This window comes from Myxococcus sp. AS-1-15 (assembly GCF_020037055.1).
In the GTDB taxonomy this organism is placed as follows: Bacteria; Myxococcota; Myxococcia; order Myxococcales; family Myxococcaceae; genus Myxococcus; species Myxococcus fulvus.
Window position 1 is genome coordinate 181,692 of the sequence record NZ_JAIQDF010000011.1, and the last position, 18,074, is coordinate 199,765.

Genomic DNA, 18,074 nt, shown 5'->3' on the forward strand with positions numbered 1-18,074 from the left:
GCGCCTGCCTTCCCGCCTGGATAGCGTTTTGAGTGTTATGCTGCTTTTGCGGCTTATCGCTCATCCTTGTCGAGGGCTTCATGTCAGTCCTGCGTCTGCGTCACATCCTCGTGTCCCTGGCGGTGGGGCTGGTGGCGGCGGCCCCCTCCGCGCTCGCGCGAGGGCGCTACTACAACGACTCCGGCAGCATCGAGACGACCCATCCTTCGTGGATGAGCTGGGTGTCGAACTCGACGAGCCTCGCGTCGTTGTCCATCCCCGGCACGCACGACACCATGGCGTATCAGTCGTATGGCGGGAGCCTGACGCAGACGCAGTCGTTGGACCTGCGCAAGCAGTTGGATGCGGGCGTGCGCGCGTTGGACATCCGGTGTCGACACATCGGCGACCGGTTCACCATCCATCACGGTGTGGTGTACCTGCACGTCAACTTCGATGACGTCCTGCGCACCACCATCCAGTTCCTGAACGACAACCCCACCGAGACGGTGGTGATGCGCGTGAAGCGCGAGCACACCGAGGAGGACATCACCCGGAGCTTCAACCAGACCTTCGAGTGGTATCGCGACCAGCCGGCCTACAGCCCGTATCTCTGGCGAGGCTCGCATGTGCCCACGCTGGGCGAGGTGCGCGGGCGCATCGTCGTGTTGGACGACTTCGCGGGGGGCGCTTACGGCATCCCCTGGGGGGCGCTGGAGCTCCAGGATGACTGGACCGTGTCGCAGCTCGCGGACATCGACGACAAGTGGAACAAGGTCCGGGCGCACCTGGACCGGACGCAGGGTGGCGCGCCGTCGAAGCTGTTCGTGAACTTCCTGAGCGGCGCCTCCGCCATGGCGCATCCGCTCCACGTCGCGGGCGGCATCAATGTCCTGGGCATCGGCTATCGCGGGGTGAACGACTTCGCCATCGACCACGTGGTGGGCGGGTACGCGCAGCGCGCGGGAATCCTGATGATGGACTTCCCCGGCGCGGGCCTGATTGACGCCATCCTCGCGCTCAACGTTCGGCTCCTGCCGAGCAGCGCGGCGCTCCCTCCGGACTTCGGAATCATCTTCCGGAACACGGCGCACACGGTGGGCGGTGACGCGGAGGCCCGGTGGCGCGGGACGCGGGCGTTCCTCCAGAACGCGGCGCCGGGGCGGTACTGGCACATCCTGGCGCTGAAGCGGGAGTGGGGCGGCTGGATGCACTACGAGGGCGCGTTCCTCCAGTCCGACTCCATGGATGAGTACACCCACCTGGCCTTCACGACGCGCACGGTGACGAGCGTGGTGGGGCCCTCGTATCTCGCCAGCTACGTGAACGGACAGCTCGGGAGCCTCTCTGGCGGCGCGGGAGATCGGGCCACGCAGCTCCATGGCCGGCTGAGTGCGCGCTTTCCGTTCCAGCTCTGGTCCGTGGTGGTGAAGCGCTCACCGGGAGGCCTGAGCAACTGGGCGTACTCGGACTACGGTCGTGGTTACAAGACGTCGTCGGGTGATTACACGTATGCGGTGCAGGGGTACTCGGCGGGAGACGGCGTGTACCTGCACGAGCACGGGGGCCACGAGGGCAACGTGATGCGGCTCACGTCGAGCGTCGGCAACCTGGGGGACTTCGGCTTCAACGACGTCACCAGCTCCGTGACGGTGCTCGGCTCGTATCAGGCGACGCTGTGTGAGCACGCGTTCATGTCTGGACGGTGTTTCAGCACGTCCTCCAGCATCGACAGTGTCGACTCGGTGGCGGGCGGGCCGTGGAATGATCGCATCTCCTCGCTCGCTGTCTCACGCTAGGGACCCGGGGCCGTGGTCGGAGGTGAGCACGTGAATCATGTTCCCGGTGGGAGGGGACATGAGCAACGAAGGCACCGGCTTGGATGGGGCGGCCCCGATGGTGTTGGGGCCGTGTCTCAGGAATCGACGTGGAGCCGTGGAGGTCTCGCTGACGAACCAGGTCGCGGACCTCCAGCTCATCCGGGTGGGGGTGGTGCGGGTGAACGGGCGGGAGGTTCCGCTGGAGGACATCGTCCTGGTCCCCGAGGAGGGGGCCGTGTGGCCCGGTGTGGACCTGTCGTCCCGGTGTCCGTTCCTCTTCGAGCGACAACGGCGTGTGTGGCTCCGGGTCGGTATTCCGCCGCTCGCGATGGGGGAGCACCGCGTCGAGCTGGAGCTCGAGTGTGGGGTTCATGGCGTCATCCGCGCGGACGTGACCCAGGTCATCGACGAGCCGCATCCGGAGGCGGATGGGCGGATTCCGCGCGCCCCGGATGACGACTTCGCCGAGGGGGTCGTCCGCGCGCGGCGGGCCCACGCGGAGCAGTGGGCTGGGACGCGGCTGAGCCATGTGTCGAGCCCCTCGTTCGAGCCCGCGCATGCGAGGAACGCGTGTGAGCACTTCACCGGGGTGGCGCAGGTCCCGCTGGGCCTCGCGGGACCGCTCATCATCCAGGGAGAGTACGCCCACGGTCCGTACCTGATTCCGCTGGCCACGACGGAGGGCGCGATGGTGGCGAGCTACAACCGGGGCATCAAGCTGCTCAACGCGTGTGGCGGAGCCCGCTGTACGGTGCTGGAGGATGCCATGCAGCGCGCGCCGGTCTTCGTGTTCGACGATGCGAGGGCGGGGCGTGATTTCTCGCGGTGGCTGCGAGCGAACGAGTCCGCCATCGCGGAGCAGGCCGAGGCGACGAGCCATGTGGCGAAGTTGCTGCGCCTGGAGATGTATCAGCTCCACCGGTTCGTCTTCGTGCGGTTCAACTTCGCGACGGGGGACGCGGCGGGCCAGAACATGGTGGGAAAGGCCACGTTCGCGGCGCTGCTCTGGATTCGCGAGCAGTATCCGCACATCCGAGCGAGCTTCCTGGATGGGAACGTCTCCACCGACAAGAAGTCGTCACGGCTGAACATCCTCCAGACGCGGGGCAAGCGCGTGACGGCGGAGGTGGTGGTGCCCAAGGCGCTGTTGCTGGAGAAGATGCGGACCTCCGTGCAGCAGGTCGTCCTGTTGCAGCGGGTCAGCGCGGAGGGCTCCAGCCTCGCGGGGGCGCACAACAACGGGTGTCAGTCCGCCAACGCGCTCGCGGCGTTGTTCATCGCCACCGGCCAGGACGTGGCGACGCTGGCGGAGTCGGCCGCGGGCGACCTGTACATGGACGAGACGCCGGAGGGCGACCTGCATGCCTCCATCACGCTCCCGTCGCTGGTGCTGGCAACACACGGAGGTGGCACGGGGCTGCCCACGCAGCGCGAGTGTCTGGAGCTGATGGACTGCTTCGGGCGAGGCAAGGTGCGTCGGCTCGCGGAGATTGTCGCTGGCGTGGTGCTCGCGGGGGAGCTGTCGCTGGCCTGCGCGGTGGCCTCCGCGTTGGGCTCGGAGGAGTGGGTGACGAGCCACGAGAGCCTGGGGCGACATCACTGAGGGCGCGCCGGCCGCTCGCGAGAGGCCGGCGCCTTGCTGTCTCCATCGTCTCAGAACGGCATCGACTCGATGGCGTCGACCATCTTCCCCACGTCGTAGGCATAGAAGCCCGCGGCGTTGAGCGTGTTGATCTCCCCGACGTGGGGCCGGTGCTCGTGGACGAAGATGTCCAGGGCATAGGCCCTGTCCGGCCCCCACCGCGCCGCCATCCGCTGCGCGAAGGTCCATACGTCCGGCTCCACCTCCGACGAGGAGAAGACCCGGTCACCCAGCTTGTAGCGCGTCCCGGTGACGACGCGGCCATCCACGACCACCATCCGGTACTCGCTCTGGATGCGACGAGGCTCGCTCACGGCGACCCAGGTCTCCGCGGTGAGCTGCGGCGTGTCGCCCACTCGCAACACCTGCTCGCGCCAGGGCTCGAAGTCCTCCCACCGCGCCACCATCCCCGAGAACGCCTTGTCATCGAGGCAGGGGCGGATGAAGAACGCGCACTCCTGGCGAGGCACCTCGGCGAACCGGCAGACGCGCGCGTCCCCGTTCAGGAGGAACTCCCCCAGGTGCTCGCGCCAGACGCGGAAGTCGAACCGCTCGTTGATGAACGCCCCTGGCGTCCATCCGCGCCGCCGCGCGTACCGGGCCAGGCTCAACGAGCCCATCACCATGACGTGCCCGTCCACGTCGACGGTGGGCTCGACGCCCCCGTCGAACGGAATGACCTTCACCAGGGTGTGCGGAATGCCGCCGCGCTCCAGGACCCGCAGCAGCTCGTGGAAGCCGCGCTCGTTGAACAGGTTGTCCTGAACGACCCAGTGCATGACATGGCCCTCCGTGGAACCGCGAGCGCCGGGGACGCTCGGGCTCCACGGGGCCTGACTCAGGAGCGCAGCGCGACCACCGTGACGCCGTCGCCGCCCTCGTGGCTCTCTCCCGGGCGATACATCCGGATGTAGGGCGAGTTCGCCAGATAGTCCCGCAGCGCCTGCTTCAGCGCGCCCGTGCCATGTCCGTGGACGATGAGCGCGGCCTCTTCACCGCTGCGCATGCCCTGGTCCAGGAAGGACTCCACCTCCGCCAGGGCCTCGTCCGCGCGCATGCCGCGCACGTCGCAGCGGAAGTTCATCGCGTCCACCGGCGCGCCCGCCGCCGTGGACGCGCGCTTCAGCGCCGCATCCTGCTTCTGCCGCTCCGGGAACTTCGCCTGCTGCGGCTTGCGCGTGCGAGAGCCCGACAGCTCCGAGGTGGGCACCCGCATCTTCATCGCGCCGCCCGCGGACACCACCGCGTGCCCATCCGCCAGCTCGAGGATCTCCACATCCCGAGCCAGCCCCGAGTGGTGCACCCACGCGCCGACCTTGAGGTTCACCGGCGCCGGAGCCTCCACCTGGAACAGCTCCGCCCTCGCGGCCAGGGCCCGCTTCTGCGCGTCCTCGGCCCGCTGCAGCAACTGCTGCCGCGCCTCCGACAGCGCCTTCTCGTTCTGCTCGGCGCGCAGCTTCGTGAGCAGCTTCTGGACCTCCGTCGCCGCCAGCTCGCTCGCCGCGTGGACGTCCTCGTTGAACTGCATCATCTTCGCGCGGCGCTCGCGCTCGAAGGTCTGCTTCTGCTTCTCCAGCTCCACGCGCAGCGCCTCGGCCTCCTTCGCCGCCACCCGCGCCTTCTCCAGCTCCTCGGAGAGCTTGCGCCGCTCCTCCTCGGCCGCCGCCAGGGCCTGCGACAGGGGACCGCCCGCGTTCATCGTCAGCTCACGGGCGCGCTCGCACACCCTCTGGGGCAGGCCCACCCGCGCCGCGACCTCGATGGCCGAGGACTGTCCCGCGGCGCCAATCTGGAGCCGGTACGTCGGCGCCATGCGCTTCGAGTCGAAGCCCACCCGCGCGTTCAGGAAGCGCGGGTCCATGTGCGCCAGCGCCTTGAGCTCCTCCAGGTGCGTCGTCACCAGGGCCACGGCGTTCTTGGCCAGCAGGTCCTCGAGCACCGCGATGGCGATGGCCGCGCCCTCGCGCGGGTCCGTGTCCGCGGCGATCTCATCGATCATCACCAGCGAGCCCTCGCCGACCTCCGCGATGATGTCGCGCAGCATCACCACGTGCGCGCTGAACGTCGACAGGCCCTGCGCCAGGTCCTGCGAGTCGCCCACCGTCGAGTGCACCGAGCGGTACAGCGGCATCCGCGAGCCTTCGCCCACCGGAATCGGCAGGCCCGCGCGCAGCATCAGCGCGCACAGCCCCACGCCCGTCAGCGTCACCGTCTTGCCGCCCGCGTTGGGGCCGGACACGATGAGCGCCTTCGCCCCGCCGTTGAGCGTCACGTCGTTGGCCACCACCTCGGTGCCTCGCAACACCAGGCGTGGGTGGCGCAGCATCCGCAACTGGAGCTCCGTGACGCCCGCGAACTCCGGCGTCGTCGCGTCCAGGTCCGAGGAGAGGATGGCCACCGCCTCCACCTCGTCCAGCTCCGCCACCGCCTCCAGGCCCTCCAGGATGCGGTCCGCCTCCCGGCCGAGCAGCTGGCTCAGCTCCTGGAGCACCCGCCGCTCCTCCTCCAACACCACCGACTGCGCGATGGCCAGGTCGTTGCCCAGCCCCACCATGGCCTGCGGCTCCATGAAGAGCGTCTGGCCCGTCTGGCTCGCGTTGTGGACGATGCCGTCCACCTCCGCGCGGTAGTTCGACACCACCGGCACCACGTAACGGCCATTGCGCAGGGTGTAGTAGTTCTCCCGCAGCTTGGCGACGAAGCCCTGGTCGTGGAGCATCTCGTCCAGGCGCGACTTGATGCGACGGTGCAGGCCGCGCGCCCTGTCGCGGGCCTCGCGAAGCTCCGGGCTCGCCCGGTCCGAAATCTCACCGTCCGGTTCGAAACACTGGTCGATGCGCCGGGCCAGCGACTCCAGCAGGGGCAGCCGCCGGGCGATGTCCATCAGCCGGGGCACGCGCTCCTTGCGCTCGTCCAGGGCCTCGCGGGTGCGCACGAAGGCGAACAGGAGCTGGGCGCCGTCGATGAGCTGCCGGGGCTCCAGGGTGCCGCCCTTGGCGGCGTGGCCCACGTGGATGCGCAGGTCCACCACGCCGCCGAGCGGGAGGGAGAACTGCTCCTGGGAGAGGGTTCGCGCCTCACCCACCAGGGCCAGCGCCTCCGAGACCTGCTCGGCCGTGTCGAGGAACGGGCGGGCGAGCACGCGCTCCCGGCCTGGCTCCGTCCGACACCGCTGCGTCAGCGCTCGGAGCACATCCGCGAATCCGAGGTCTTCCAGCGTCTTTTGGGATATCTGCACGGTCATGGGTTTCATGCGTGGCCGTCCGGCCGTCAAGAGGATCTATTGAGGCGCCCGGCTCGGCTCTGCTATCTGCCGCGCATGCACTGGGTCATCCTGGTGGCGTGCCTGGCGGGCGCCTCTGACGCCGCACAGCCCTCCGCCCTGACGGGAGCGCGAACCCCGGCCGCCGCCCCCTCGCCCGGCACGCTGTCGGACGCGCTCGCCCTGGAGGCGGGTGGGGACGACGCCGCCGCGCTCCAGGCCGTGGAGGCCCTGGTTCTTAGCCAGCCCCGGTGGGAGCTGCCACGGATGGAGGCAGCCCGGCTGCTCCTGAAGCTGGGAGGCTCCATGGAGCAGGCCGAGGCCCACCTGGAGGTCGCCACCCGCGAGGCCCCCACCAACCCCCGCGCCTGGTACCTGCGGGGGCTCATCTGGGAGGAGCGCGGCAACCCCATGCAGGCGGCCCGCGCCTATGAGACGGCGGTGCAGCACCGGGGCTCCTACGAGGAGGCCCGCTTCCGGCTCGGGGGCCTGTGGGTGGCGCTGGGCGACCTGCTCAAGGCGGAGCTCCACTACCGCTACCTGGCGCGCGCGAAGCCCGAGTGGGTGCAGGTGCGCCTGCAACTGGCGGACGTGCTGGAGAAGCAGGAGCGGCTGCTGGACGCGGAGACGGAGCTCTTGGCGGCGAGGAGCTTCCAGCCGGACAGCCCGTTGGTGCTCCGGCGACTGGCCGACTTCTATGACCGCACGGAGCGGCCCCAGCTCGCGGCGAAGGTGCGCAAGTCCATGGAGCCGCAGGAGAAGCGGCGCATGCGAGCACTCAAGCCGTCGCGTCGCTGACGGTCGACGTCGCGATGCGTCGTTGCGATTGCACCCCAGAGCGTGGCGCATAGACTGCGCGCGCTTTGAAGACCGCCAACCTCGCCATCGTCTTCACCGACATCAAGGGCTTCACCGAGCGGACCAGTCGGCAGACGCTGGAGGAGAACCAGCGGCTGCTGCGCATCCACGGTGCCCTGCTGTCGCCGCTCTTCAAGGCGTTCGGTGGCCGCATCATCAAGTCCATCGGTGACGCGCTGCTGGTCACCTTCGAGTCGCCCACCCAGGCCGTGCTCAGCGGCGTCGCCATCCAGGACCGGCTGTGGCACCACAACCGGGTGTCCCCGGAGGCGGACCAGCTCCACGTGCGCTTCGCCATCAACGTGGGCGAGGTGCGCCTGGATGGCAACGACATCTTCGGCGAGCCGGTGAACATCGCCGCGCGCGTGGAGGGGCTGGCCGAGGCGGGCGAGGTGTACTTCACGGAGGCCGTCTACCTCGCGATGAACCGGGCCGAGGTGCCCGCGCGCGAGGTGGGGGCCTTCGAGCTCAAGGGCATCCCCGGGAAGATCCGCGTCTTCCAGGTGCCGCGTGCGCCGTACCGGGTGGAGGCGCCGTCGGCGGGCGCCATCGCCGAGGCGCCGGGCAGCGAATCGAATCCGCCCTACGGCAACCTGGCCCTGTCGCGGGTGCCGGAGTCCGCGCTGGAGGCGCCCGGCGGAGAGCTGGCGCAGCTGGGCGTGAAGGCGGCGGCGCTGGGCCAGAAGGCCGCGGCGGGCGCGGCGGTGCTGGGGCAGCACGCGGTGGTGTTGGGGCAGCAGGCGGTGGGACTCGGGCGACATGCCACCTCCCGCTTCGAGGAGGTGGGTGGCGTCTCGGGGGCGTTGAGGGCGCTGTCTTCCCAGCGCAAGGCGCTGGTGGTGGCCGGCTGCGTGTTGCTGGCGGTCGCGGTGGCGGGCGTGGGCATGGTGGCGCTCGGTGGCGGCCCCGCGATGCGGGCCATCTCCGCGGTGGAGAAGGCGCCCAAGGCGGAGCGCGACCCGCTGGTGAAGGAGGCGCGCAAGGTCATCGCCGAGGAGCAGGACCCGGGCCAGCGGCTCTACCTGCAGGGGCGGCTGGACGAGGCGATGGAGAACACCCGTCGCTCGCTGGAGGACTACGGGCGCTCGGCGAAGGTGGGCAACCGCGACGCGGAGAAGCGCATCATCGAGTTGCTGGCGCATCCGACCTGCAACGTGCGCGTGGCCGCGGTGGACACGGTGCGCTCGCTCAAGCTGACGAGCGCGGTGTCGGCGCTGGAGGACCTCGCCGAGGATGGCGGCCCGGATGATGGCTCGGGCGGCTTTCTGGGCATGGGGAAGTGTGACTCCCGGGCGTATGCCGAGCACGCGCTCAAGAGCTTCAAGGATTAGGCCCGGGCCCGGATGGGCTCGCGCGAGGAAGGAATCACCGTGACGAAGGTGAAGACGGGACTGGATGTCTGGGTGGAGCAGGGCTTCTGCGCGCTGAAGGGCAAGCGCGTGGGCGCCATCGTCAATCCCACCAGCGTGGACTCGCGCTTCCGGCACCTGGCGGACCTGTTGTCCCAGGCGCCGGGCGTGACGCTGGCGGCGCTGTTCGGCCCCGAGCACGGCGTGCGCGGAGAGGCGCAGTACATGGTCGCCGTGGACGAGGCGAAGGACCGGCGCACGGGCGTGCCCGTGCACAGCCTCTATGGCTCCACCTTCGAGTCGCTGTCCCCGCGCGCCGAGTGGCTCAAGGGGCTGGACGCGCTCGTGTTCGACATCCAGGACGTGGGCAGCCGCTACTACACCTACGTCTACACCATGGCCCTGGCGATGAAGGTGGCGGCGAAGGCGGGCGTGCCCTTCTACGTGTTGGACAGGCCCAACCCGCTCAACGGCGTGGCGATGGAGGGCAACCTGGTGGGGGAGGGCTTCCGCTCCTTCGTGGGCCTGTATGCGCTGCCCAACCGTCACGGCATGACGGCGGGGGAGCTGGCGCGGCTCTTCAACGCGCAGGAGGGCTTCGGCTGCGACCTGACGGTGGTGCCGTGCGAGGGCTGGCGCCGCGAGCAGTTCTGGTCCGAGACGGGCCTGCCGTTCATCTCCCCGTCGCCCAACATGCCCACGCCGGACACGGCGCTGGTGTACCCGGGCATGTGCCTGGGCGAGGGCACCAACGTCTCCGAGGGGCGCGGGACGTGCCGCCCGTTCGAGCAGTTCGGCGCGCCCTGGGTGGACACGGACGCGCTGCTGGCGCGGCTGGCGAAGGAGCAACTGCCGGGGGTGGCCTTCCGCGCGGTGGGCTTCACGCCGACGTTCGACAAGTACCGGGGTGAGTCCTGCAACGGGGCCTTCATCCACGTGACGGACCGGCGGACGTTCCAGCCGCTGCGCACGGGCATCGCCATCTTCCAGGCGTTGCACGACATCGGCCCGGGGAGGTTCGACTGGCGGGCGGACGCGTACGAGTTCGTGGAGGACGTGCCGGCGTTCGACCTGCTGTGCGGGACGGACCAGGTGCGCCGGGGCATCCTGGAGGGGTGGAGCCTGGACCGGCTGATGGAGGGGTTCCAGGCCCAATCCGAGCGCTTCGCCGGGCACAGGGAGCCCTACCTGCTGTACGCTTGAGCGTGGGACCTTCCACGTGATTGGTGTCTTCTCCGACAGCCACGGCGACCTTCAAGCCTTCGATGCGGCCTACGAGCTGCTGCGCTCCCTGGGGGCGCGGCGGTTCCTGTTCACGGGCGCGCGCTACACGGACCTGGACGAGTGGCTGCTCTGGCGCCGGCAGAAGTCGCGCGGCGGCCGGGAGTACTCGGACGCGGACTTCCTGGCGGACGTGAGCCAGTGGCTGGGCAGCCAGGACGCGCTGCCCCGCACGCCGTCCCGGGGCGAGGCCCCCGCGGACGTGGCCTCCGAGGAGGACCGGCGGCTGGTGATGGAGCGCTTCGTGCGCGTGCCGGAGCGGGACTCACTCCAGTATCGGGACCCCGCCATCAACAACAAGGCGATGGACCTGCTGGGCGACACGCTGTGCTGCGTGGTGCACGACAAGAACGACCTGACGCGTGAGGACCTGCTCAACGCGCTGGTGTTCATCCATGGCAAGGACCCGGAGCCCAAGGTGGTGCAGATTGGCCCGCGCTACTTCCTGACGCCGGGGAGGCTGGTGGGCGCGGCGGAGCAGACGTGCGCGCTGTTGGACCGGGTGGACCGGGAGCTGCGCTTCTCCGCGTACCGGCTGGATGGCCACGTGGTGCTGGAGCCCCGCGTGCTGACGCTGGACAAGAAGTCCCCGAAGCTGACCTTGAAGTGATGTGAGGCCCTGACGTGCAGGTCGCGCTGCTTGGAGGCTCGTTCAACCCGCCGCACGTGGGGCACCTGATGGCCGCCTCGTATGTGCACGCGACGCAGGGCGTGGACCAGGTGTGGCTGATGCCGTCCTGGCAGCACCCGTTCGGCAAACAGATGGAGGACTTCGACCACCGCATCGCGATGTGCAAGGCGATGTGTCGGGAGACCTCGGGCTGGCTGAAGACGACGCGCATCGAGAGCGAGCCGGGGTTGACGGGGCGCACGGTGGACACGCTCGAGCTGCTGGTGGCGCGTCATCCGGACGTGCGCTGGTCCATCATCATCGGCAGCGACATCCTGAGGGACCTGCCGCACTGGAAGGACTTCCACCGCATCGAGGCGATGTCGCGCGTGCTGGTGCTGTACCGCGCGGGCTATCCGGCGCCCAACACCGTGGGGCCTCCCTTGGCGGAGGTGTCCTCCACGGAGATTCGCGAGCTGCTGGCCCGAGGCAAGGAGCCCTCGGACCTGGTGCCCTCGGGAGTGCTGGCCCATGCCCGCGCGGCGGGGCTGTACGGGCTGGGCCGCGCGCGGTAGGTCGTGGCGGTTCGCCAGGAATCAGGGCCCGTGCTTGATATGACCGTGGGCATGTCGCTGACGCGTGCCCTGTGCTCCCTCGTGCTTCTGCTGTGTCTGACGAACTGCGCGTCGCGTGCCGTGGATGTGAAGCCGTCGTCGTCCTCCGATTGCGCGAAGGCCTCGCTGTTCGAGCGCTTCGCGCGCGGCGGCATGGTGGCGTCGCTCGCGGGAGGCGACGTTCGCCTGTCGGTGATGGCGGATGTCCACAGCGCGGACTGCGGGACGCCCGACTGCTACTTCACCCGGCTGCAGGCGGTGTTCCGCTTCGAGGCGGGGCAGGGCTGCCGGCTGCGTGAGGTGGACGTCTTCACGGAGGACGGTGGCTGCAACGTGGGCGGCGCGTTCGAGCCTCCGAAGCAGGAGACGTTCTTCCCGGACGGTGCCGCGGACCTGTCCGCGCCGACGCTCGGCCAGCTCACCCTGCGCACGCGTCAGGGAGACCGCGCCCTCGTCCTGGTGCCTCGGAACCTCTTCTACTTCGCGGACGTGAAGCCGGGCGCCCCGCTGCACACGTCGCTCCCCGCGGATGCGGAGGGCGAGGACGCGTGCTGCTGGGGCGCGTCCGTGGCGGAGTCACACTTCCGCGATTAGAGGCCGAACCCCACGAGGTGCAGGTCTCCCAGCCCATCGTCGTAGCGACGGGCGAACTGGTAGAAGATGGAGAACGGCACCGACTGGCCGATGGTGGACTGCAGCGACAGCGCGGTGCCGAAGGCCCCGTGGTTGTCCCGGTTGTCCGTGCGCGCCAGCGTCCCGAAGACCTCGAGCTGGAGGTTGCTCACGAACAGCGACGGGAACAGCCACAGCGCGGAGGCCCAGCCGTAGTCGATGGGCATGCGGTAGCGATACGTCGCCGTGCCGACCATCGCGTTCTTCGCGCGGAGGGTGATGTCCTCGTAGCCGCGCACGTACTCGCTGAAGGCGATTCCGGGCTGGAGCTGGAGGGGGAGGGGGCGCGTCTCCGTGGAGCGGCGGCTGCTGTACCAGGTCTGCCCCGCGGTGAGACCGCCGACCTCCAGCAGGCCCTCGGGCGCGCCGGGCAGATAGCGGCCCACCGCGGAGAGCTGGAGGTGATCCCTCCCGATGAAGAATCCCGCGAGGAACGCGTCCAGGCCCACGCGCAGATCACCCACCGTCGAGTCCAGGGCGAAGGCCCCCGGATAGATGGCGGCGCTCAGGTTGATGCCCAGTCCGCGCTGGAGACCGCCGTAGGACGTCGCATCGCCCGCGAAGTAGGACGTGGAGACCTCCGGACCGAGCAGCCGGGTGACGAGGCCGGGGAAGCGGCCCACGGCGTCGTACTCGCGCCGCAGGGCGAGCACGCCAATCGTCACGGGCGTCGTCCAGAACGTGCGGGACGCGTAGGCCAGGGCCTGCAGGTCCGTGCGCTCGTTCTCGCGCAGGCGCGAGACGGAGGCCTGGAGATACCAGGGCGCCAGCTGCGCGTTGCCGTACGCGAGCGCGACGTTCGGCTCCTTGTCCTGCGTGCTGTAGGCGAAGGACAGCGCGTAGGCGTGGAAGCCGAGCCGGTCCTGTCCCGCGAGCGCGAGGCCGCCGCTGAAGATGAGGTCGTCCGAGTCCTCGCTCTCGGTCGCGAGCCACACGTAGGGCAGACGGAACTCGGGGATGAGGAAGCCCTCGAGCGTCGAGTAGGGCTCATCGCCGAGGACCGTGACGGCCTTGCCGGGGTCCGGAGGCGGCGCGACCACGGGCGCGTCCAGGTCTCCCAGGTCCGCGACGGGCACGGTCGACGGCGGCACCGCGATGGGCGGCGGCGCGGTGGGAACGGTCTCCGCGAGAGGGGCATCGGGCGCGGCGGGGAAGGGCGTTGGCGTGAAGTCGCTCGGTGGTGGCTCGCTCCCCGCGGGTGCCTGTTCGTTGGCGACGGGCGTGTTCGCCGGACCGGGCGGGCTCGTTGCCTCGGACGTCACGTTTCCCGTCTCCGGGGTCGACGCGACCGCTCCCGTTGGCGGCGCTGCATCCGGTGGGGAAGGAGCCGGTGCCGGTGTGACCTCTTGCCCCGGCATCGATGACGCGGCGCCCTGCTCCGACGGCGACGTTCCGGTGGGGGCGGCGGTGAGCGGAGGGGGGCTCATCGGCGAGTCCTCCGAGGTCGCCTCGGCGTGCGAGGACGTCGTCCCCGTGGGGGCAATGACGGGAGCCACCGTGGCCTGTCGCTCGGGGATGTCCACCATGGGCGCGTGGTCGATGGTGAACGCGGTGCCATCCCTGTTCAGGAACGTCACCTCCTTCGTGCCCACGGGATTCACATCCAGCACCAGGAAGGGAGCGTCGGTGATTCGCTCGAACGCTCGCGTGTCGACGTTCATCACGTGCGCCTGGAGGCGCGTCTCGTACTCCCGCAGGAACACGATGCGTTCCGCGTCCAGCCAGCGCGGCGAGTAGTTGAACTGCCCATCTCGCGTCAGCCAGCGCAGTCGGCCATCCTCCTCGCGCATCACCAGGTCCCAGCCCTGGCTCCCGCCGAGCGGGAACACGATGCGCTTCCCATCCGGAGACACGGAGGGCGGCCCCACCGGGGCGCTCGCCTCGAAGCTCGTGAGCGGCTCCTGCTTCCCCGTGTCCAACTCCAGCCGCCGCAGGTTGGCGGTGTCCCCCTCGACGTGGACAAAGACATACGCCTTGCCGTCCGGGGTGATGCTCCCGCCCATGCCCTTCAGGCCATCCCAAACGCGCACCACGTCGCCCGAGCGCGCGTCCACGCGCCACAGCTTCGCATCGTACGCGCCCACCGCGTTCAGGTCCGCCATGACCAGGTACAGCCACGCGCCATCCGCGCTGAACGACATGCCGCTGACCAGCGTGGACGTCCCCAGCACCCAGCGGCGGAAGGGCAGCAACTCCACCAAGGGCCGCTCGAAGCGCACGCGCCCGTCCTTCTCGCGCACCGTCAGCCGCGAATACTCCGTGCGCCCCACGCTCACCAGCGCTGTCGTCCCCGAGTCCGGATGCGAGGCGAGCCGCGAGAAGTAGCCCGCGTCGCGCTGCCACACCGTCTGCGTCGGAGGGCGCTCGCGGACGATGAGCTGCTCACGCAGGTTCTTGGTGAACTCGGCGAACAGCGAGCCGATGTCCCGGCCGTATACCCGCTTGAAGCGCAGCGTCACCGCGATGGGCGGGATGATGGTGCTGCCCTGGTCATCCACCAGCTTCCAGAGCTTCTCCTCGCCGTACTGCGAGGCCAGGTACTCCACGAAGTGCATGCCCGTCAGGTAGTTGCCGCCGAACGGATCCAACGCGCGGTTCTCCGGCGACAGGAACCCCGGGTCCATCCTGCCGTCACGCACCTGCACCACCGATTCGAACCAGCCACGCCACACCGGGCTGTGCGGACGCCCCGTGTCCTTGCCGAAGCGGCCCTCGTAGTACGTGGCCAGGCCCTCCAGGAACCAGGACTCCGTGAAGGTGTTGGGTTGGAACAGGCCCCCCGTGAAGGTGTTGAGGAAACCCCAGAGCCCGTCCGCCTGCTGGAGCTGCACGTAGTGCACGGCCTCGTGGCAGGCCACGTCGCCCACGTCCACCTCGCCCAGCCCGAAGAGGTGGAACAGCTCCAGCGTCATGTGCGCCGGCATCACCATCTGCTGGGGGACGCTGGCGTAGTCCGGGACGACGTACGCGTTGTTGAAGTTCGCGCTCGTCAGGTAGACGAGGACCTTGTCCCTCGGCTTCTGCCGCACGGTGTGGCCGCGCAGCCGCTCCACGCAGCCCTCCAGCCTCGCCGCCATGCGCAACGCGGAGGCGCGCAGGTGCTCCGGGTAATAGAGCTCCAGTGACTCCGTCGTCAGCTTCCGCATCGAGTCGCGCGCGAAGGACGTCTGGATGTCTTGGGGAAAACGGGGTGTGACGGAAGCGCACCCCCAGCATGTCAGCAGGAGACAGACGACCCAGGCGTGCCAGCGGAGGGGCCGGCGGGTAGCAGGCATGGGAGCCATCCTACTGGCCACAATTCGTAGCCACGAACGCGTTTTTCACGGTAAGGGGAGGCCCTCCGCTTCCCTTACGATTTCGGATTCCTCCATGTCCCAACCGGATACCCAGGCGCATCCTGTTCCCCAGCATGTCCACCAGGCGCAGCTCCAGGTCGCCGCGGCCCTCGAGAAGGCCGAGGGCAAGCCGATCGATCTGCTCAAGGCGCCCTGGGCTGATGTGGAGAAGGCGGTCGCGAAGGTGCTCGGTGGCCCGTTCCAGGTGAACCAGCCCGAGCACCAGACGCTGGCGCTGGGCCTGGCAGGCGCCTTCGCCATGCGCCTCATCATGGAGCACCAGGCGTTCTGGTTCCCCAACCGGGACTCGCCCGAGGGCGCCACGCTGGGCTTCCCCGAGGCCATCATCATGCTGTCGCCGTTCGGCGCGGCGATGGACGCGCTGGGGCAGAGCAAGCTGAGCCGGCTGGACGACCTGGCGGGGGACATCCGCCGTTCGCTGGGCCAGGCCCGCTTCGGCACCAACCCGGCCCAGGCGCTGGGGGGGCAGGCCCCCAAGCTGACGCCGGTGGACTACCAGCGGCTGTTCGACCCCGGCTTCCTGCAGTTCGTCGTGGTGGACCCGGCGAAGGCGAAGACGGCGCTGGAGACCAAGCCGGATGTGCTCGCCCGTGACGTGCGCGCCGCCCTGGGCCGCGCGCAGGACCTGCCGGCCGAGGCTCGCCAGCAGTTCGAGGGACAGATCGTCCAGTCCCTGCAGCGATTGGATCCCAGCAAGTCGCTCATCGAGCAGGCCGAGCGCGCCCCGCGTCTGGCGGAGCTGATGGTGCACCTGTTCGCCACGGTGAACGGCACGGGTTCGGCGCCCGAGGACTTCTGGCACGACATCGTCCTGCCGCTGCTCTTCATCGGCGCGCCGACCACGTTCCCGCCGCTGGATGACGAGGAGCTGGAGCTGTTCCGCAACGGCGCGGACCCGCTGCCGCTGTTCGTGGACGTGGTGCCGCACGCGCACAGCGCGCCGGACGAGGGCCTGCTGGGCGCGTTCGAGATGAGCGACATCGGCCTCTTGCACCCGGGCTTCGCTCGGGTGGGCGCGCTGCGGCTCATCCGCATCGACCCCACGCGCATCAAGCCGCTGCTGGCCAGCTTCGACGCGCAGAAGCTCGCGACGAGCATCAAGACGTTCGGCGAGACGGTGGCGACGGCCGCGGGCAAGCCGGTCAACGACACGCCGCAGGGCAAGGAGATGCTCCAGGCCTCGCTCACGCTGCTGTCGGACCTGAAGCGCGGCGTGGGTGAGGGCAAGGGCGAGCTGTGCCTGCGCCGCCTCACCGAGGCCGAGGCCGCCTCCGAGCGCGCCCTGGGTTCGGTGCGCAAGGGCCTTCAGGGCTCGCTCATCATCACCTGAGCCGCTTCTCCAGCGCGGCGCGCGATTCAGGACTGAGTCTCTCCGAGACGAGCTTCAGCGCGCGCCGCGACAGCAGTCGGTAGATGGGGGCGAGGTCGTCCGGGAGCGCATCCAGGTGCGCGCCGACCACGCCCGCATCGCCCCGGACGATGGGACCGGTGAGGCTCCCGGCGAGGCCGCGTGCGTCCATGCCTCGCAGCGCGGAGCGCATCAGGGGCAGCAGGGCGCGGAGTGCTGCGTCGGGCGCGATTCCCGCGGTGCCGAGCGCCGCGACGGCCGCGTCGGCGAGCGCCACGACGAGCCCCGCGCTCATCACCGCGCCCGCGTGGTAGGCGGGGCGGTGAGCCTCGGGGACCTCGATGGCTTCGAGCTTCACGTCCTCGGCCATGTGGCGAAGCACTTCGCGCAGGGGGCTGGAGCGCGTGCTGATGGACGCGGTGTGGCCGGCGAGCGAGTCGTGCGCGGACGACACGGCGCAGAGCGGATGGAACGAGCCGAGGGCGCGGCCTCGTGGCTCGCCGAGGGCTTGGAGTGACAGCGCTCCGGCCGTGTGCACGAGGGCGACGGAGCGGGGCAGGGTGCTGGCGAGCTCTTTCGCGACGCGGGGGACCTCCGCATCCGGGACGCAGAGGAGGATGAGCCGCGCGCGCCGCAAGTCCTCGGGTGTCGATGGCTTCAGGCCGAGTGCTGCGATCCGCCGACGACCTTCGTCACCGCGTGAGTGGAGCGTCACGGGCCAGCCCGTCGCGCTCAGCGCGAGACCGAGGGCTCCGCCGAGGCGACCTGTTCCGACGATGACGACGGGGGGACGCTTCGCTGAGCGTGTGGCTCGTGGAGTCGGTGCGCTGGTGACGCTGCCGGGTGCCGGGCGGATGTTGGTGGTGTGGCTCGCGGAGGTGCTTCGTCGCGGGGGCTTCACGCGCTTTGCGCTGGTGGCGACAGGAGGCGTAGCGGGCGGTGTGACGCGGTTCGCGACGGGGAGTTCCTGCGCTGCCTCCGTGGGCTCGACGCCTGAGGGGGCTGACCGCTTCGCGGTGGCGGTAGCTCGCTTCGCGCCGGGTTTTCTCGATGATGCTTCGGCCTGCGCGGCGCCGGCGGATGCGGACCGCTTCGTGGTGCTGGTAGCTCGCTTCCCGCCGGGTCTGTTCGATGAGACTTCAGCCTGCCCGGTGCCAGTGGATGCGGACCGCTTCGTGGTGCTGGTAGCTCGCTTCCCGCCGGGTCTCTTCGATGAGACCTCGACCTGCGCGGCGCCGATGACGGTCTCGAGGGTCGTCGGAGAGCTCTCCTGATGAGGCTCT

At 69.8% G+C, this 18,074-nt stretch carries 14 protein-coding genes; 10 read left to right on the plus strand and 4 right to left on the minus strand.

Translation table 11 applies throughout. The annotated features are described in order from the left end of the window. The first annotated feature begins 80 nt into the window (after nt 1-80). Both K8625_RS27610 and K8625_RS27615 read left to right on the plus strand, forming a co-directional pair. Nucleotides 81-1,778, plus strand: a complete 1,698-nt coding sequence (locus K8625_RS27610; protein WP_223784381.1) for a phosphatidylinositol-specific phospholipase C domain-containing protein — start codon at nt 81-83, stop codon at nt 1,776-1,778. A 58-nt stretch (nt 1,779-1,836) separates the two neighbouring features. Beyond that, complete coding sequence (locus K8625_RS27615; RefSeq protein WP_223784382.1) at nt 1,837-3,402, plus strand: hydroxymethylglutaryl-CoA reductase; 1,566 nt, start codon at nt 1,837-1,839, stop codon at nt 3,400-3,402. Nucleotides 3,403-3,452: 50 nt separating this feature from the next. Here the strand turns inward: K8625_RS27615 and K8625_RS27620 are convergent, their stop codons facing one another. Then, entirely contained in the window at nt 3,453-4,220 is a 768-nt protein-coding gene (locus K8625_RS27620; RefSeq protein WP_223784383.1) for an ATP-grasp domain-containing protein, read from the minus strand. Nucleotides 4,221-4,279: 59 nt separating this feature from the next. Continuing rightward, the gene (locus K8625_RS27625; RefSeq protein ID WP_223784462.1) at nt 4,280-6,685 is read right to left on the minus strand and encodes an endonuclease MutS2; all 2,406 of its coding nucleotides are present in this window, start codon (nt 6,683-6,685) and stop codon (nt 4,280-4,282) included. A gap of 75 nt (nt 6,686-6,760) precedes the next feature. On the opposite strand from K8625_RS27625, the gene K8625_RS27630 reads away from it, so the two are divergent. The 6 genes from K8625_RS27630 (at nt 6,761) to K8625_RS27655 (ending at nt 12,009) form a co-directional block, all read left to right on the plus strand. Then, nucleotides 6,761-7,501: a tetratricopeptide repeat protein gene (locus K8625_RS27630; protein WP_223750042.1), complete on the plus strand. Its 741-nt coding sequence runs from the start codon at nt 6,761-6,763 to the stop codon at nt 7,499-7,501. 65 nt (nt 7,502-7,566) lie between these two features. Then, entirely contained in the window at nt 7,567-8,892 is a 1,326-nt protein-coding gene (locus K8625_RS27635; RefSeq protein WP_223750010.1) for an adenylate/guanylate cyclase domain-containing protein, read from the plus strand. 39 nt (nt 8,893-8,931) lie between these two features. After that, nucleotides 8,932-10,113: a DUF1343 domain-containing protein gene (locus K8625_RS27640; protein ID WP_223750009.1), complete on the plus strand. Its 1,182-nt coding sequence runs from the start codon at nt 8,932-8,934 to the stop codon at nt 10,111-10,113. Nucleotides 10,114-10,129: 16 nt separating this feature from the next. Next, on the plus strand, nt 10,130-10,801 hold the full coding sequence (locus K8625_RS27645) for a hypothetical protein (RefSeq protein ID WP_223750008.1): 672 nt from the start codon (nt 10,130-10,132) through the stop codon (nt 10,799-10,801). Nucleotides 10,802-10,815: 14 nt separating this feature from the next. Continuing rightward, on the plus strand, nt 10,816-11,376 hold the full coding sequence (gene nadD / locus K8625_RS27650; protein ID WP_223750007.1) for a nicotinate (nicotinamide) nucleotide adenylyltransferase: 561 nt from the start codon (nt 10,816-10,818) through the stop codon (nt 11,374-11,376). A 30-nt stretch (nt 11,377-11,406) separates the two neighbouring features. After that, on the plus strand, nt 11,407-12,009 hold the full coding sequence (locus K8625_RS27655) for a hypothetical protein (RefSeq protein WP_223750006.1): 603 nt from the start codon (nt 11,407-11,409) through the stop codon (nt 12,007-12,009). Here the strand turns inward: K8625_RS27655 and K8625_RS27660 are convergent. Next, nucleotides 12,006-15,371 (minus strand): hypothetical protein, encoded by a 3,366-nt coding sequence (locus tag K8625_RS27660; protein ID WP_370641992.1) that lies wholly within the window; start codon nt 15,369-15,371, stop codon nt 12,006-12,008. The two genes, K8625_RS27655 and K8625_RS27660, sit on opposite strands and share 4 nt — an antisense overlap. Before the next feature lie 85 nt (nt 15,372-15,456). Here K8625_RS27660 and K8625_RS27665 point away from each other — a divergent pair, with 85 nt between their 5' ends. Beyond that, nucleotides 15,457-16,773, plus strand: coding sequence for a hypothetical protein (locus tag K8625_RS27665; protein WP_141329576.1), 1,317 nt, complete (start codon nt 15,457-15,459; stop codon nt 16,771-16,773). Here K8625_RS27665 and K8625_RS44575 read toward each other — a convergent pair. Beyond that, nucleotides 16,766-17,647: a Rossmann-like and DUF2520 domain-containing protein gene (locus K8625_RS44575; RefSeq protein WP_223784463.1), complete on the minus strand. Its 882-nt coding sequence runs from the start codon at nt 17,645-17,647 to the stop codon at nt 16,766-16,768. The two genes, K8625_RS27665 and K8625_RS44575, sit on opposite strands and share 8 nt — an antisense overlap. On the opposite strand from K8625_RS44575, the gene K8625_RS27675 reads away from it, so the two are divergent. Continuing rightward, nucleotides 17,622-18,065: a hypothetical protein gene (locus K8625_RS27675; RefSeq protein WP_223784466.1), complete on the plus strand. Its 444-nt coding sequence runs from the start codon at nt 17,622-17,624 to the stop codon at nt 18,063-18,065. The genes K8625_RS44575 and K8625_RS27675 overlap by 26 nt on opposite strands. Nucleotides 18,066-18,074 lie beyond the last annotated feature (9 nt).